This is a genomic window from Enterococcus pingfangensis, assembly GCF_005405205.1.
Lineage (GTDB): Bacteria > Bacillota > Bacilli > Lactobacillales > Enterococcaceae > Enterococcus_A > Enterococcus_A pingfangensis.
On record NZ_BJDP01000007.1, the window covers coordinates 25,674 to 41,125 of the forward strand.

Here is a 15,452-nt window from a genome sequence, read left to right on the forward strand (position 1 = left end):
GGATTTTTCATTGAACTGGAAAAAAGAACTTTTTGTTAATAACGAACAATATACATATTTCGACCTTTCAACGATTGCTGTTGACTATCAAAAAGAAATCACTGATTTCCCATACAGTATCCGTGTATTATTGGAAAGTCTGGCCCGTCATCAAGAAATCACTGATTTAGAGAAATTGATCAACTTTGATGCAAAAAAACCAACTGGTGTTGTTCCTTTTCGACCATCACGGGTTGTTTTACAGGATTTCACAGGGGTGCCTGCTGTTGTCGATCTTGCAGCTATGCGTGATGCGGTCGTTGCTTTAGGGGGCGACCCAAAACTCATCAATCCTGAGATCCCAGTTACTTTAGTCGTAGATCATTCGGTTCAAGTAGATCATGCGGGCACCAAAGAAAGCTTGGCCTATAATACTGAAAAAGAATTTGAACGTAATCATGAACGGTATCAATTTCTGAAATGGGCTCAACAAGCGTTTGATAATTTTGATGTCGTTCCACCTGAAACTGGAATTATCCATCAAGTCAATCTTGAATATTTATCGGATGTCGTCTTAAGGGATGAGGAAAATCTGCTCTTCCCAGATTCTTTAGAGGGAACTGATTCGCACACAACGATGATCAATGGATTAGGGGTCCTTGGTTGGGGCGTCGGCGGCATCGAGGCAGAAGCGGCTATTTTAGGCGAAGCCTCTTATTTTCCCACGCCGGAAGTCATCGGAGTAGAAGTCATTGGAACCTTAAGTCCTGGTGCAACCGCAACAGACTTGGCACTTTTTCTGACGGAACTTTTGCGCAGTGAAAAAGTAGTTGGAAAATTCGTTGAATACTTTGGATCCGGTTATAAAAATTTAAGCCTTTCCGATCGTGCGACAATTGCCAATATGGCACCTGAATACGGCGCTACTTGCGGCTTCTGTCCAATCGACGAGGAAACACTGAGCTATCTTCGTTTGACCGGCCGCTCTGAAGAACAAGTCGATTTAGTCGAAGCGTATGCAAAGCAAAACCAGCTTTTTTACGATGAGACCAAAACGCCCTGTTACACGCGCGTAATCCACTTAGACTTATCTACTGTCCATTCTTCTCTTGCCGGACCGAAACGACCGCAAGACCGAATTTTATTAGCTGAAGTCGCAGAAAATTTTCAAGCATCGTTGACTAAGCCAAATGGACCGCAAGGCTTTGGTTTAGCAGCTGCTGAAATCGAGCGAGAAATAGTGTTAGAAAACACAAAAGATTCGATTGAGACGGGCGATTTAGTTTTAGCTGCGATCACCAGCTGTACCAACACAAGCAATCCTTCTGTCATGGTAGCTGCTGGACTATTAGCAAAAAATGCTGTGAAGCTAGGATTGCGCGTACCAAAAACAATCAAAACTTCTTTAGCTCCCGGCTCAAAAATCGTGACAAGTTATTTAGAAAAAGGCCATTTGCTCGAACCTTTGGCTGAGTTAGGTTTTGATATCGTAGGCTACGGCTGCACTACTTGTATAGGAAATTCAGGTCCTTTAGATGCTGAAATCGAGACTGGTTTAAAAGAAAGTGAATTAGTCGTGTCGGCGGTCTTATCCGGCAATCGAAATTTTGAAGGGCGAATCCATCCGCTGATCAAAGCGAACTATTTAGCTTCCCCACCGCTAGTTATCGCTTATGCTTTGGCGGGAACGATTAAAAAAGATTTAACTAAAGAAGCACTCGCGATTATTGACGGAAAAGCCATTTACTTAAAAGACTTATGGCCTTCGCAAGAAGAAGTGAATGCTTACATCAACGATTTCTTAAATCCTGAAGATTTTCGTGCTGCGTATAAAAATATTTATCACTCAAATGAACGGTGGAACCAAATCGAAACTTCTGCGGGTGATTGTTATGAGTGGGATGACGCCTCTACTTATATTGCAAATCCCCCTTTCTTTACCAACTTAAATCAAGCGACAGCCGAAGCGCCCTTAAAAAATTTATCGGTTTTAGCTAAATTTGGCGATACAGTAACAACAGATCATATTTCGCCAGCTGGAAATATCGGCCTTCAATCACCTGCGGGAAAATACTTGAAAGATCACGGCATCACTTATAAAGATTTTAATTCCTTCGGTTCCAGACGCGGAAATCATGAAGTGATGATGCGTGGCACCTTTGGAAATATCCGAATCCAAAACCAATTAACACCGGAGCTAACCGGCGGCTATACAAAACTGGCTACAGGTGAAGAGCTGTCGATTTATGATGCAGCTATGTCTTATCAAAAGAAACAAATTGGCACTTTGATCCTTGCGGGAAAAGATTACGGAATGGGTTCTTCCCGCGATTGGGCGGCTAAAGGAACCAATCTCTTAGGCGTCAAAGCAATCTTAGCAGAAAGTTATGAACGAATCCATCGCAGCAATTTAGTGATGATGGGTGTCATTCCTTTTGAATATCTTCCAGGAGAAACAGCTGAAACGCTTGGTTTAACAGGGACAGAAAATTACAGTTTCGACTTTCCTAACAAGCCACTGATCAATCAAATCATCGATGTGACTGCTAAAGGCGAGCAAACGACTCATTTCAAAGTTAAACTGCGGTTTGATTCAAAAGCAGATATTGCCTATTGGAAAAACCATGGGATCCTGCCTTTAGTCATCCACAAAAAAATAAGAAAGGAGCAGGACTAATGACAAAACACGCAAACCCTGTCATCCCTTATATTGAAGGTGATGGTATTGGCCCAGAAATTTGGCGAGCAACACAAAAAGTTGTTGATGCTGCGGTCTACTCCGCCTATCAGGCTGAACGTAAAATCAACTGGTTAGAAGTCCTTGCTGGTCAGAAAGCCTTTGATCAAACCGGAGCATGGCTTCCTAAAGAAACCTTGGCGGCACTAAAAAAATATAAACTTACGATTAAAGGCCCCTTGACTACCCCAATCGGTGAAGGCTTTCGTTCGCTAAACGTTACATTGCGGCAAGAATTAGATCTTTATGCTTGTGTACGACCCGTCCGCTATTTCAAAGGAGTCCCCTCCCCTTTAAAGGCGCCCGAAAAAACAGACATGACGATTTTTCGTGAAAACATTGAGGATGTCTACGCCGGGATCGAATTTGCCAGCGAATCTGCCGAGGCAAACCAGCTTTTAAATTTTTTAACGGAAACATTAGCGGTGACTAACATTCGCTTTCCGGCAACAAGCGCCTTGGGAATCAAACCGATCTCTCAAGAAGGAAGTCAGCGTTTGATCACAGCCGCTTTGGATTATGCACTTGAACACGGAAAAAAACGTGTGACATTAGTCCATAAAGGAAACATTATGAAGTTTACTGAAGGCGGCTTTAAAAACTGGGGCTATGGATTAATTGAAGAAAATTACCCGCAAGTTTTTACTATGAATCGCTATAAAAAGCTTTCTACTGAAATAGGCGTCGAAAAAGCAGATGCGGCACTAAAAGAAGCAAAAAGTTCTGATAAAATCATTGTAGATGACGTCATCGCGGATAATTTTTTACAACAAATTCTTTTATACCCAGAAAATTATCAAGTCGTAGCGACAACAAATTTGAATGGGGATTACATTTCAGATGCCTTGGCCGCTCAAGTTGGCGGAATCGGTATCTCGCCAGGAGCAAACATCAATTATCAGACGGGACATGCGATTTTTGAAGCCACTCACGGTACAGCCCCAGATATTGTCGGCAAAGGCTGGGCCAACCCTTGCTCTTTGCTTCTTTCCGCTGCGATGATGCTGAATCATTTAGGTTGGTTCGAAGCAAGCAAAAAAATTACAGCCGCTATCGAACAAGCCTTACAAAGTAAGCACGTGACTCACGACTTTGCACAGATGTTAGAAACCAAAGCACTGTCTACTGCGGAATTTTCTGACTATTTAATCAACGCTCTGCAAAAAGCTCACTGAACCCATCGATTGAGAATGGACTAGTCTACTGTCATTACGCACAAAAAAACCACTCAAAATATTTTTGAGTGGTTTTTTAGATAGACCGATTTATTAATTAAAGAAACATTTCTTATAATTAATTCCCGCTATTTCACTATATTTAATTAATACTTGCCCGTCTACTTGATCGATTTTATCTGCATCTAACCCGTAAAAACGCTCTACATTCACGATACAGCCATTGTTCTCTTTACGGATTACCTCACCAATGATCGGCCGAGCAAAATCAGTTTTACGGCACTCATAGCTTTCTCCTACAATAATCGCTTCTTTATTCATTCAACCACCTCATTAATGTTTTATACTACACTTATATAATAGCACTAACGCGGATTAAAAACTACATTAACAGTGTTATTTGTTAAATAAACGATTTTTTAGGCGGATATTTCTAGTTTTAGTTGACAGTTTCTAATAATAACGACACATATTGTTCTAAATACAATTGATCGATTTGATCATACATACCAATTTCAGAACTATCAAGATCCAGCACACCGATCAGCTGATCATTTTTCTTCATCGGTACTACAATTTCAGAACGCGCCGCTGAATCACATGCAATATAATTTTTATGTTCTAAGACATTTTCAACAATCACCGTTTGGTTCTTTGCTGCTGATTCACCGCAGACCCCTTTTCCCATGGCAATATGAACGCATGAAACATTTCCTTGGAACGGTCCTAAGATCAGTTCGTCGTTTTTAAACAAATAATATCCGGCAAAGATCGTTTCTTGTAACGTTTGATTTAATAAAGCAGATGAGTTCGCCAAGTTAGCGATCAAATCCGTTTCTCCTTCTAGTAACGCTTTTTGCTGCAACAATAATAATTTATAGGCTTCTTCTTTTTCCGTTTGATCTTTCCAACTCACAATAATTCCTCCTATTTCATTCGATCTCAATCGAACATCGCTTCTTTGTCTATCCTTATTAATAGTAAAATTTATAACTTTTGATTTATTCTACCCTAACTCTGAAGAGAACTCCATTGATAACAGTACCGTTCCCGCCGATAAAATATGAAATTATTGCTGGAAAAATATTGTTACTTGATTTTCCGCTTAATTCTGTTTGCTGAATATTTCATTACCATTACAATCTATACGGTTAAATGAAGATTCGACTATTTTAAACTTTTCAATCCGACTTTCTTATATAATTAAGCTCGAAAGATGAAAAGTGAGGGAACCCATTGATTAAATTAAAAAAATATACAGCACTAACTTTATGTGCCTTGACATTAACTACTGCACCATTAAGTGTATTAGCAGACGAATATGACCAAAAGATTACTGATCAAGATAAAAAGATCTCTGATTTGCAGCAAACAGAACAAACGGTGGAAGAGCAAAAAGCCGTATTAGAACAACAAGTTGCGGCTGTTGAACAAGAAGTCGCAGACGTTTTAAAAGAAAAAACCAATGAAGAAAAAAAATTAAGTGATTTGACTGCTAAAATCGGACTTCTTCAAACTAAAATCCAAAAACGCGAAGAACAGATTCGAAATCAAGCACGCGATGTCCAAACCAATCATGATTCCGCTTCAATCGTAGATGTTGTCATCAACGCAAAATCTGTTGGCGAAGCTGTGAAAAAAACAATAGCCGTCTCTACTATCTTAAGTGCGAGCAAAGATATCATGGAACAACAAACAAAAGATAAGGCTGAACTTGAACAGCTTGGAAAAGAAGCAGAACAACGCTTGCAACTGATTACTCAAAAAACAGCGGAGCTAAAAGCGAAGCAAGATCAACTCGTCCAAACAAAGTTGGATCAGCAAGTAAAAATCAATGATCTGCAAGCAAGTATCGCGACTGAAAAAGATCAGAAGAAGAAATATGAGAAACAAAAAGAAGATGCTGAAAAGAAACGGCAAGCAGCTTTGAAAGTATTAGAAGAGCAACGCAAAAAAGAAGCAGCCGCTCGTGAAAAAGCGCAAGCTGAAGCAGAAAAACAAGCAAAAAAAGCGGCAGAAGAAGCCCAAAAGGCAGCAGAAGAAGCTCAAGCTCAAGCGGCGGCCGCTGAATCAGAAAAGCAAAAACAAGCAGCTGAAATTGCTCAACTAGAAGCACAGCAACAAGAACAACAAGCAAAACAACAACAAGAACAAGCGCAAACAGTAATTGACACAAGTGCTAGTCAGGTAACGACAAATCCTGCAGAAACTGAGTCGAAACCGGCGGAAAATAGCAGTGGCTGGGCCGCGCCTTTATCAATCGGTCTTTCTGTGACTAGTCCATTCGGTTTGCGTCAAGATCCAACTGGTGCTTCCGGCACCCAGCATGACGGAATAGATTTCGCGGGTTCTGCCGGAACTCCGATCATGGCATCTAAAAGTGGACAAGTTGTTGAGGCCGGTTTCCATTGGTCTGCCGGCAACCACGTTGTAATCCAACATTCAGACGGCCACTACTCATACTACATGCACATGGTTTCTGCACCAAGTGTCGCTGTCGGTTCTGAAGTCAGTGCCGGACAAGTTTTAGGCGGCATGGGAACGACCGGAAACTCGACTGGTGTTCATTTACATTTCGGTGTGTCTACCGCTTTATGGTCTGGATTTGTTGATCCTGCTCCATTATTAGGTATTTAAAAAAAGTAAAAAAGTGCAACAGCCGATAGACGCTGTTGCACTTTTTAGTTAGTAAATAACACTTTTATTCCGCTTCTTCGATATCTTTTGAAATGTCTTCTAATTTAATCTCATTAGCTAAATAATCCGCACTTTTTATTGGAAAGTTTTGTCTAAATTCTGCTAATTCCATCAGATCGATTCCCCCTTCTTCTAATGAGAAATCTAAGACATGTCCGCCAAAACTCCGATCATCACTAATGAAATGCAAATGAAATCCAGCTGCGGCGGCTCCTTGGAATAACCCTGGTGTAAAGAAACCTACGATCGTCCCAGTGATATTATCCGCTGAAAATTCTGGTTGATTTCGCGCGATCTCTACAAAGCGCGGATACGGTTTTTGTTGTTTAGGTACTACGCGCACATGCATGTGACTGAATGTTCCGCTTATTTTAACAGCCGAGAATAAATTGTGGCTAATTTCTGCTGAAATCTCTGTTTTTACGACAGCGTCAGAAACATTCGTTAAGAAAAATTGTTTTTCAGATTCAAAATTAGTGACTGCTGCATAAGGTGTCAGCTCATCGCCAGTTAATTGAGTGACTCTTCCTGTTTGATCGACATGATAAATGACGCCATCTAAGATAATGACTTCGCCATTTGCGCCTTCCAATGTCCCTAAACCAAAATCACCATAATTTGCTAAAGTCCCGATTTTCTCTGTACCTTCCAGCAAATCTTGCATCAATCCACCAAGTGTTCCATGCTGATAGATATAATTTCTTGTTTTCACTGTCATGAGTAATCCCCTCTTAATAAAATTGATCCGGTAAGATTGTCTTGCCTAGTTCTTTGTTATCAGAGTAATCGATTGGAATATCGATGATAACCGGACCCTCTGTTGCCAATCCCGCTTGGATAGCTGCTTCTAATTCCGCTTGGGTCGTCGCACGCAACCCTTTTGCTCCAAAAGCTTCCGCATATTTCACAAAATCAACCGGTCCAAAATGAACGCCCGAAGAACGGCCATATTTCATTTCTTCTTGAAATTCCACCATATTATAACTACCATCGTTCCAAATCAAGTGGATGATTTTTTGTTTCAAACGAACAGCCGTCTCAAGTTCTTGCGCAGAAAACAAGAAGCCGCCATCGCCAGAAACAGAGAAAATTTGTGTTGCTGGTCGTACTAATGCTGCTGCAATCGCCCATGGTAAAGCGACCCCTAACGTTTGCATTCCATTACTGAATAATAAATGGCGCGGTTCATAACTGCGGAAATGGCGTGCCATCCAAATATAATGGCTGCCCACGTCAACAGTCACTGTCATTTCATCAGTCACATTTTTTTGCAAAGTGTCAATGACTTCTAATGGATGTACTCGACTCTCAGCCGTTTTACTTTTTTGTTTGCCGTTGACTAATGTTTCCTGCAGTGTCGCTAAATACTGATCAGCATCTGTTGACAATTGATATGCCGCGATTGAATCACTCAGCTTCTCGATTGTCTTCGCGATGCTCCCGATCAATTCAGCTTCCGGTTGCATGTATTGATCAATTTCCATCGGAACTTCATCGATAACTATCACTCGAGCATCTTTTTCTGCATTCCAATTGCGTGCTTCGTATTCGATCGGGTCATAACCGATTGCTAAAACCAAATCGCTGCGCTTCAACAACATATCTCCCGGTTGATTACGGAACAATCCTACTCGGCCGAAGAAATGTTCTTCTAATTCACGAGAAATAATCCCGGCTCCTTGGAATGTTTCGACTACCGGCAAGCCAGTTTTCTCAACCAACTTTCGGATTGCTTGTGTTTCTTTTTCCCCAGAAGCCCGCATACCGACTAATAATGTTGGCAATTTCGCTTCTTGGATTCGTTTTACTAAATCTGCGATATCTTCATCGGCGGCTGTACCTAATACGGGGGTAGATAAAGGTTTGATCGCTTCTCCTTCAACCTCTCCATCTGTTACATCTTGTGGAATCGATAAGAAGCTGGCTCCCTTTTTCGCTGTTTTAGCAATTCGAAACGCGTTCGCAATGCTTTCTGATAACGTCTCTGAGTCTTGGATCTCTGAGCTGTATTTTGTAATCGGTGCAAACAGTGCCGCATTGTCCATGCTTTGATGAGTCAATTTTGAAAGGTCCGATCGTTTCACCTGACCAGCTAACGCTAGAATCGGGTCGCCTTCTGCAGTCGCAGTAACTAATCCTGTGGCTAAATTACTTGCGCCAGGACCGCTTGTTGCGATCACTACTCCAGGTTCTCCTGTTAAGCGTCCAATAGCTTGTGCCATAAAAGCAGCATTTTGTTCATGACGCGTCAAGATTAATTGCGGCCCATGATCTTCTAATGTATCAAACACACCATCGATCTTAGCACCGGGAATCCCAAAAACAAATGGCACGCGATGATTTTCTAAACTATTAACAATGATTTCTGAACCCTTCTTGCTCACTGTATTACATCTCCTTAAAATCTGTATTAATTATATTTGATAATATAGCACCGTTATCTTTATTTATCAACGATGAAACATCGGTTCAAATTGTTTTATCATAATCCTAAAAAAGAAGCCTTTTATTTAAGACTTCTCCTTTACTTTGAATATTTTATTCTATTTACTAACAAAATCAGCTACTTGAAATAGTTCTGACACAGTTAAAACGATGCCGGCCTTTCAATGCAAACGTTCGACCGCTCTTTATCCGATTCTGCTTTTCATAACTACTCTTGAAGGATAAATTCTAAGAAATCTTTTTAACGCTATTTTTGATTGTGGTCAGAAAAAATCTATGGGATAGTAAGGATGTACATTTCAATTTACCGATGAAGTTTAAAAACTAAAATAAAACACTTGCTATGAAACGAGTTTCATAAATTATACTTTCCTCGTAAAGAAAAAGGAGGAATTTTTTATGAATACTTATGTAAAAGTTCAGCAAGATCATCTTCAAGAACATTTTCAAGTTTCCCTGCATTTCTCTGATAAACAATTGCAGCTAGTCAGAAGCCGTGGATTCAAACGACCAACTATCCAGAACCTTCAATTAGCTGAAATCAAACATCTATTTATCAATGAATTTTTTGGCTGTCCCATTATCAGTTTCTTTTATCGAGACCGCCGGTATACGTTTTATCAATCTGGTCTTGGCGTCACCGAGTATTTAAAAGAACATTTACTCGTTTAATAAAGTTAGAAGAGGTGTGTTTTATGGCAAATATCCGCGATATCGCAAAGATCACTGGTTACTCTGTCTCCACGATTTCTCGTGTCATCAACAATCATCCTTATGTGGATGAAACAAAACGGGCGAAAGTCTTGGAAGTAATGAAAGAACTGAATTATGTTCCGAATCGTTCGGCGCAAAATTTAAGTTACGGCAAAACAAAGAACATCGGTGTCGTCTTGCCGTTCATCAACCATGCTTACTACGACCAGATGCTTAGCGGTATCATGCAAGCGGCTTTTCAACATCGTTACCGTGTCAGTCTGTTGCCGACAAATTACGACCAAGAACTTGAAAAAAGCTACTTGGATGAATTTGCGACAAAAACTTATGATGGGCTGATCGTTACGACCAAATCAAACCCCATTGAAGTTTTTGCGGACTATCATCAATATGGTCCCATCGTTTTTTGCGAAAATATTCCAGATGCCCCTGTTAGCTGCGTTTATTTCAATTTAGAACATTCCTTGCGTGAAGCCTTCCAATATTTGAAAGACAATGGCGTGAAGCAACTTGGAATGACTTTAGGCCGCAGTAAACATATCAGCCATAACTCAAAAGTCACACTTCAGATTGCTGAAGAAATTTTCCCTGGTTTTGATAAGGAGAATATCTTTTGGGATTGCTGCGTTCATGGTCAAGACGGGCAAAAAGCAGTGGAGTTTTTCAAAAAACGTGAAGTTGATGGTATTTTGACAAATGGTGATGAGATTGCCGCAGTCATAGTAGCACACTCTCATGACAAGACGCCTTTAGTGATTGGACGCGAAAATTTATTGATCAGCCGTTTGATTGGCTTTCCCAGCATCGATCATCACTTAGCAGAAATTGGACAACGAGCTTTTGAAGCATTCTTTTATCATAAACAAGAAAAATTATGTATTCCACATGATTTTATTCAACGTTAACCTAAAGGGGTTTGACAAAAATCTTGTCAAACCCCTTTTTTTGAATAAATAACGTTTCAGTAGCTTCAAGAAATTCCTGCTGATTTTTTGACGCCCACTTCTGTCACAACCTCACATCACCCGCTTCTACCTGACATATAACCAGAGTATTCTTTCTTTATGGCAGCAAAATCAGAATAACTTACTTATCATTTCTAGGAGTCCGCGTTAAACAAAATTATCAATACTTTACAGCAGGGTTGTTAACTTTTAAATTCAAACGCTAATAAACGATCGATTATTCTTACAAGTTCTTCAGGTGATTCTTTTTGTACCCGATTGATCCAATCTTGCAAAACGCCAAACACTGCATTACTCAAAAATAATAACGCATAATGGATCTCTGTAGCACTTTCAAGTTTCAAATCTAATCGCGGAAAAATATTTATCCGAGCATTTTCCCGCATCATCCGTTTAATATAATTTTGGACTTCCACCGAACCATTCTCCGAGATCAAAGCGGCGATAAGTTTTCCTTCACTTTGCAAATACGTCAGCATATTGAGAAACAGTTTTGTCTTGCTGTTTTCATTCTTTGTTTGGATAAATTGATTGGCTTGATCGCGGAACTCTTTTAAATTCGCTTCAACTAAATCATACTTATCTACATAATGCAGGTAGAAACCGCTTCGACTGATCTGAGCCTCTTCGCAGATATTTGTCACGGTGATCTGCTCAAATTTTTTAGTTTGAAGCAGTACAGTCATTGCGGCTAAAATATTTTTTCGGGTCCGATAATAACGTAAGTCTTCTTTCAATTCTATACCTTCTTCAAAATAGTGAACAGTATTTTTCCGTTTATCCATTATTAACATTCTTTTCTTGCAACAGATAGTAGTCCTTTTATAATTCATATAGTACAAAATAATAGACACGATGTCTATTATGCCAATTCAACTCGAAGTTTTAAGAAAATATAGCCTTTGCAGGAGGAATAAAATGACTACTGACAAAATAGCGGCAAGAATTACTGCCGCCTACAAATCTTTTGATCAAAGGGAGATCTTAAAGGATGTGAATCTTCAAATCGAAACTGGAAAAATCATCGGACTGATTGGACCTAGCGGCGCTGGAAAATCCACTACCATCAAATGCTTACTAGGAATGGAAAAACTGGATCAAGGCGAAGCGACCGTTTTCCAAACTAAAATGCCCAACCGGAAAATTTTAAGCAGAATCGGTTATATGGGACAGAGCAATGCTCTATACGATGAACTGACCGCTAAAGAAAACTTACTCTTCTTTGGACAATTGACGGGGATGCCAAAAGAGAAGTTGACTCAAGCAATCGAGCGAACGATGACTTTGGTCAATTTAAACGAATTTATGGATCAGTTAGTTGGAACGTATTCTGGCGGAATGAAACGTAGATTGTCTTTAGCAATCACCTTGTTAGCTAATCCCGATCTGATCGTTTTAGATGAACCTACTGTTGGAATCGATCCAAGTTTACGTGCGGCTATTTGGAACCAGCTCCGCTTGCTTGCAGAATCAGAAAAAACGATCATTGTTACTACACATGTAATGGATGAAGCCGAAAAATGTGATGCTGTCGGCTTGATTATTGCCGGAAAAATCTTTGCGTTTGGTAGTCCAACTGAACTAAAACAAAAATTTGAAGTTGATTCTATTGAAGAAGTTTTCTTAAAGGCGGAGGGTGAAACAAATGAAGCGTTTTAATGCCGTTTTGACTAGAGTATTAAAAGAATTGATTCGCGACAAACGAACATTGGCACTTATGCTGATTGCCCCAATTCTTATTTTATCGCTGATGAATATCGTGTTCGATTCAAACTCAGAGACTAAAGCAACGATCGGTGTAGATGATACCGTCCCTTCTGCGTTAGTAGAAAGTTTCCCTGCTGACAAAGTTGAAACGAAAACCTATCCTAAAAAAACAGCTATTCGAGACGCGATCAAGCAAGACAATCTCACTGCTTTTATCACATTAGACAATACAACCGTCAAAGTGATGTATGAAAATGAAGCCCCCAGCAATACTACACAGGTCAAAGCCATGATCCAAAATATTTTAACAACTAATAAAATGAAAGAAATGGGGCAAGCATTACAAAAATCGTCAGCTGAAACCCAGACACCTGCCGCAGTTCAAACTATCCATATCAAAAATTCTTACGTTTATGGCGGAGCTAACAGTACTTTCTTTGATAAGATATTTCCAATTTTGATTGGTTTCTTTATTTTCTTCTTTGTCTTTTTAATTTCCGGCATCGCGTTATTAAAAGAGCGGACTAGCGGGACATTGGAACGCTTGTTAGCAACACCAATCAAACGCAGCGAGCTCGTCTTAGGCTACTTGGCAAGCTATGGTCTGTTTGCGATTATCCAGACGTTTGTGATTATCCTCTTCTCAGTTTATGTACTCGATCTGCAAATCGCTGGAAGCCTAATCTGGGTAATTATAATAAACATTTTGATAGCATTGACTGCTCTTTCCATGGGGATCTTCGTTTCAACTTTTGCCAGCTCTGAATTTCAAATGATTCAATTTATCCCATTAGTCGTTATTCCGCAGATTTTCTTTTCAGGCTTGATTTCATTAGATACTATGGCTCCTTGGGCACGCTACCTTTCCCATATCTTTCCTTTAAGTTACGGAGGAGACGCTTTGACCGCCATCATGATTAAAGGCCAAGGCTGGGAAACGATTAAATTTGATCTGCTGATTTTGATTTTATTCATCACAGCATTCACTTTATTAAATATTACTGGACTAAAAAAATACCGGAAAGTTTAAGTCCTGTCCTACACTTAACGAGAACACGGTTCGTTGTCAGAACATCACAAGTGAAATACAGACGATATTTATTGCCATTATTCGTGAAAGAAAGCCGTGACAGAAGTGGACCGCTTCAAGAATAGGCTAAAATTTCCGAAGAAACCGGAACACTATTTTTTGTAAATATTTTTCCGATAATCAAAATACCCACACAAAAAAGGTCCACGATAAGTATCGCGGACCTCCATAATAATTATTAATCATCTACATCAGTTTCTAATACTTCGCCTGATTGTGCGTCAATTTTAACTTCTGTTTCTTCGTTTCCATTCGTTACCTTGACTTCCCAATAAGTCGTCCCGTCTTCTTTATCCAGACTCCAATCAGTCGCTTTCCCATTTCCAACATGTTCTTCAGCAATATCAGATACTTGCTTGATACTCAATAGATCTTGCAAATCCAATTTATCCTCTGTTCTTTTAACACCCGCTTGATCTTCTGTATCTAGATTTTCTTCACGTTCTTTAGAAACAGCTTTAGTGTTGGCATCTACTCGTAGCTCATACTCTTTGTCGTCATCGACACCTTCAATTTTATACACATAGTTGCCCAATGACTTCTCTAAATCGATGGATGTTATATCACTATCAGGATACGCTTCTTGATATGCGTTGATCGCATCATCAACACTCACCTTGAAATCCGTATCCGCTTCATTACTTGACTGACTCGCTTGACTCGTTTCTTGCGCAGAACTGGAACCGCTCGAATATTCCGGATCGCTCCCGCAACCTGCTAAACCAGCAAGCAGTGCTGCCGATAAACCTAAGACAATAATTTTTTTCATGATATCCACTCCTTAATCGATAGGAAATAAGTCGGCTCAAAGCCAACTTCCCATTTACAAATACACATTAATCATTACATTTATCTAGCGAATTGTAAAATCATTGAATTATTTTATCATCAAAAAAATATATTTAACTCGTTTGTTTTTAATTTAATAATATCGTTTTTTTTAATATTATATTCATTATTAAATGGTCGGATCTATCTTTAGCAGAAATACTACGCTTCGCCTTCCCAGCCGCCGCGAGTATCTATCTTAGCGTCGATCGCTAATTTTTCTAACTGTTGCATTTCCTCTTCTGACAAATTAATTCGTGCTGATTGTGCTGCATCTTCCACTTGATTGACTTTTGTTACTCCTAAAATTGGAGTTGTTCCTTTACCGATTGCCCATGCAGTTGCAATTTGTGCTACTGAAGCATCATGTTTAGCGGCAATTCCTTTTAACCCTGCTAAAAGATCTTTTAAATCTGAGAAAAGTGGATTATAGGTTTTCCCACGGTTAGATTCTGCAGGTAGAAGATGTGTTTCATCATATTTACCAGATAAAGCTCCTTGTTCTAAAACCATATAAGAAAAGAATTGGATATCCTTTTCTAAGCAATAATCTAAAAGTCCAGATTCAATTGATTCTCTATAAAGCAAGCTGAAGTGATTTTGAACAGCTGAAATTTTAATTCCTGCTGGTTCAAGAATTTCTTGGACTCGCTTCACTTGATCTAAACTGTGATTTGAAACACCAATACGGCGAACTTTTCCTGACTTCACAACATCTGCTAAAAACGGCGTCCAACGTTCAATATCAGCTGAATTGTGAATCCAGTAAATGTCAATATAATCTGTACCTAATCTCTCAAGGCTCCCTTCTAGCATATCCAATACAGGATTTTCGGCTTCATCTTTTTGCATCCCCGGCGTAAACTTATCGGAAATTTGTATCGCTTCTCGATCATAATCCGCAACTAATTCTCCTAAGATTCGTTCAGATTCGCCATTTGCATAAGCATAAGCCGTATCAAATAAATTTAAATCATTCGCCACGGCGCTTGCAAAAACTTTTTTTAGATCACTTGTGTCTAAGTGATTGCCAAAAACAACATTTCCGCCTGCAAAGCCACCTATTCCCCAAGACCAAGTACCTAGTGCAATTTCATTCTTCTTATTTTCCATAT

General features: G+C 39.6%; 14 protein-coding genes. 7 read left to right on the forward strand and 7 right to left on the reverse strand.

Annotated features, from left to right (window positions below; genetic code table 11):
• Nucleotides 1-10: 10 nt before the first annotated feature.
• Both acnA and icd read left to right on the forward strand, forming a co-directional pair.
• A complete protein-coding gene (acnA, locus tag FFM63_RS05220) occupies nt 11-2,656 on the forward strand; it encodes an aconitate hydratase AcnA (protein WP_137609269.1) in 2,646 nt (881 codons plus the stop codon).
• Complete coding sequence (gene icd, locus FFM63_RS05225; RefSeq protein ID WP_137609270.1) at nt 2,656-3,891, forward strand: NADP-dependent isocitrate dehydrogenase; 1,236 nt, start codon at nt 2,656-2,658, stop codon at nt 3,889-3,891. The genes acnA and icd overlap by 1 nt, the downstream gene beginning before the upstream one ends.
• A 93-nt stretch (nt 3,892-3,984) precedes the next feature.
• Here icd and FFM63_RS05230 read toward each other — a convergent pair whose 3' ends face one another.
• A complete protein-coding gene (locus FFM63_RS05230; protein WP_137609271.1) occupies nt 3,985-4,212 on the reverse strand; it encodes a hypothetical protein in 228 nt (75 codons plus the stop codon).
• A gap of 118 nt (nt 4,213-4,330) precedes the next feature.
• Nucleotides 4,331-4,807, reverse strand: coding sequence for a free L-methionine (R)-S-oxide reductase MsrC (gene msrC / locus FFM63_RS05235; protein WP_137609272.1), 477 nt, complete (start codon nt 4,805-4,807; stop codon nt 4,331-4,333).
• 320 nt (nt 4,808-5,127) lie between these two features.
• On the opposite strand from msrC, the gene FFM63_RS05240 reads away from it, so the two are divergent.
• Complete coding sequence (locus tag FFM63_RS05240; protein ID WP_137609273.1) at nt 5,128-6,528, forward strand: peptidoglycan DD-metalloendopeptidase family protein; 1,401 nt, start codon at nt 5,128-5,130, stop codon at nt 6,526-6,528.
• Nucleotides 6,529-6,592: 64 nt separating this feature from the next.
• Here the strand turns inward: FFM63_RS05240 and budA are convergent, their stop codons facing one another.
• Complete coding sequence (budA, locus tag FFM63_RS05245) at nt 6,593-7,306, reverse strand: acetolactate decarboxylase (RefSeq protein ID WP_137609274.1); 714 nt, start codon at nt 7,304-7,306, stop codon at nt 6,593-6,595.
• A gap of 13 nt (nt 7,307-7,319) precedes the next feature.
• Nucleotides 7,320-8,972, reverse strand: a complete 1,653-nt coding sequence (gene alsS / locus FFM63_RS05250; protein ID WP_137609275.1) for an acetolactate synthase AlsS — start codon at nt 8,970-8,972, stop codon at nt 7,320-7,322.
• 460 nt (nt 8,973-9,432) lie between these two features.
• Between alsS and FFM63_RS05255 the strand changes: the two genes are divergently transcribed.
• Nucleotides 9,433-9,705 carry a hypothetical protein gene (locus FFM63_RS05255; RefSeq protein WP_137609276.1) on the forward strand — a complete coding sequence of 91 codons (273 nt, stop codon included), beginning with the start codon at nt 9,433-9,435 and terminating at the stop codon, nt 9,703-9,705.
• 23 nt (nt 9,706-9,728) lie between these two features.
• On the forward strand, nt 9,729-10,652 hold the full coding sequence (locus tag FFM63_RS05260; RefSeq protein ID WP_137609277.1) for a LacI family DNA-binding transcriptional regulator: 924 nt from the start codon (nt 9,729-9,731) through the stop codon (nt 10,650-10,652).
• A 242-nt stretch (nt 10,653-10,894) separates the two neighbouring features.
• On the opposite strand, the gene FFM63_RS05265 is transcribed toward FFM63_RS05260, so the two are convergent.
• On the reverse strand, nt 10,895-11,497 hold the full coding sequence (locus FFM63_RS05265) for a TetR/AcrR family transcriptional regulator (RefSeq protein ID WP_246033288.1): 603 nt from the start codon (nt 11,495-11,497) through the stop codon (nt 10,895-10,897).
• 133 nt (nt 11,498-11,630) lie between these two features.
• Here FFM63_RS05265 and FFM63_RS05270 point away from each other — a divergent pair, with 133 nt between their 5' ends.
• Together FFM63_RS05270 and FFM63_RS05275 are read left to right on the forward strand one after the other, a co-directional pair.
• Nucleotides 11,631-12,371: an ABC transporter ATP-binding protein gene (locus FFM63_RS05270; protein WP_137609278.1), complete on the forward strand. Its 741-nt coding sequence runs from the start codon at nt 11,631-11,633 to the stop codon at nt 12,369-12,371.
• Nucleotides 12,358-13,449, forward strand: coding sequence for an ABC transporter permease (locus tag FFM63_RS05275; protein ID WP_137609279.1), 1,092 nt, complete (start codon nt 12,358-12,360; stop codon nt 13,447-13,449). The genes FFM63_RS05270 and FFM63_RS05275 overlap by 14 nt, the downstream gene beginning before the upstream one ends.
• A 238-nt stretch (nt 13,450-13,687) precedes the next feature.
• Here the strand turns inward: FFM63_RS05275 and FFM63_RS05280 are convergent, their stop codons facing one another.
• Entirely contained in the window at nt 13,688-14,278 is a 591-nt protein-coding gene (locus FFM63_RS05280) for a PepSY domain-containing protein (protein WP_137609280.1), read from the reverse strand.
• A gap of 221 nt (nt 14,279-14,499) precedes the next feature.
• Nucleotides 14,500-15,450 carry an aldo/keto reductase gene (locus FFM63_RS05285; protein WP_137609281.1) on the reverse strand — a complete coding sequence of 317 codons (951 nt, stop codon included), beginning with the start codon at nt 15,448-15,450 and terminating at the stop codon, nt 14,500-14,502.
• Nucleotides 15,451-15,452: the final 2 nt, after the last annotated feature.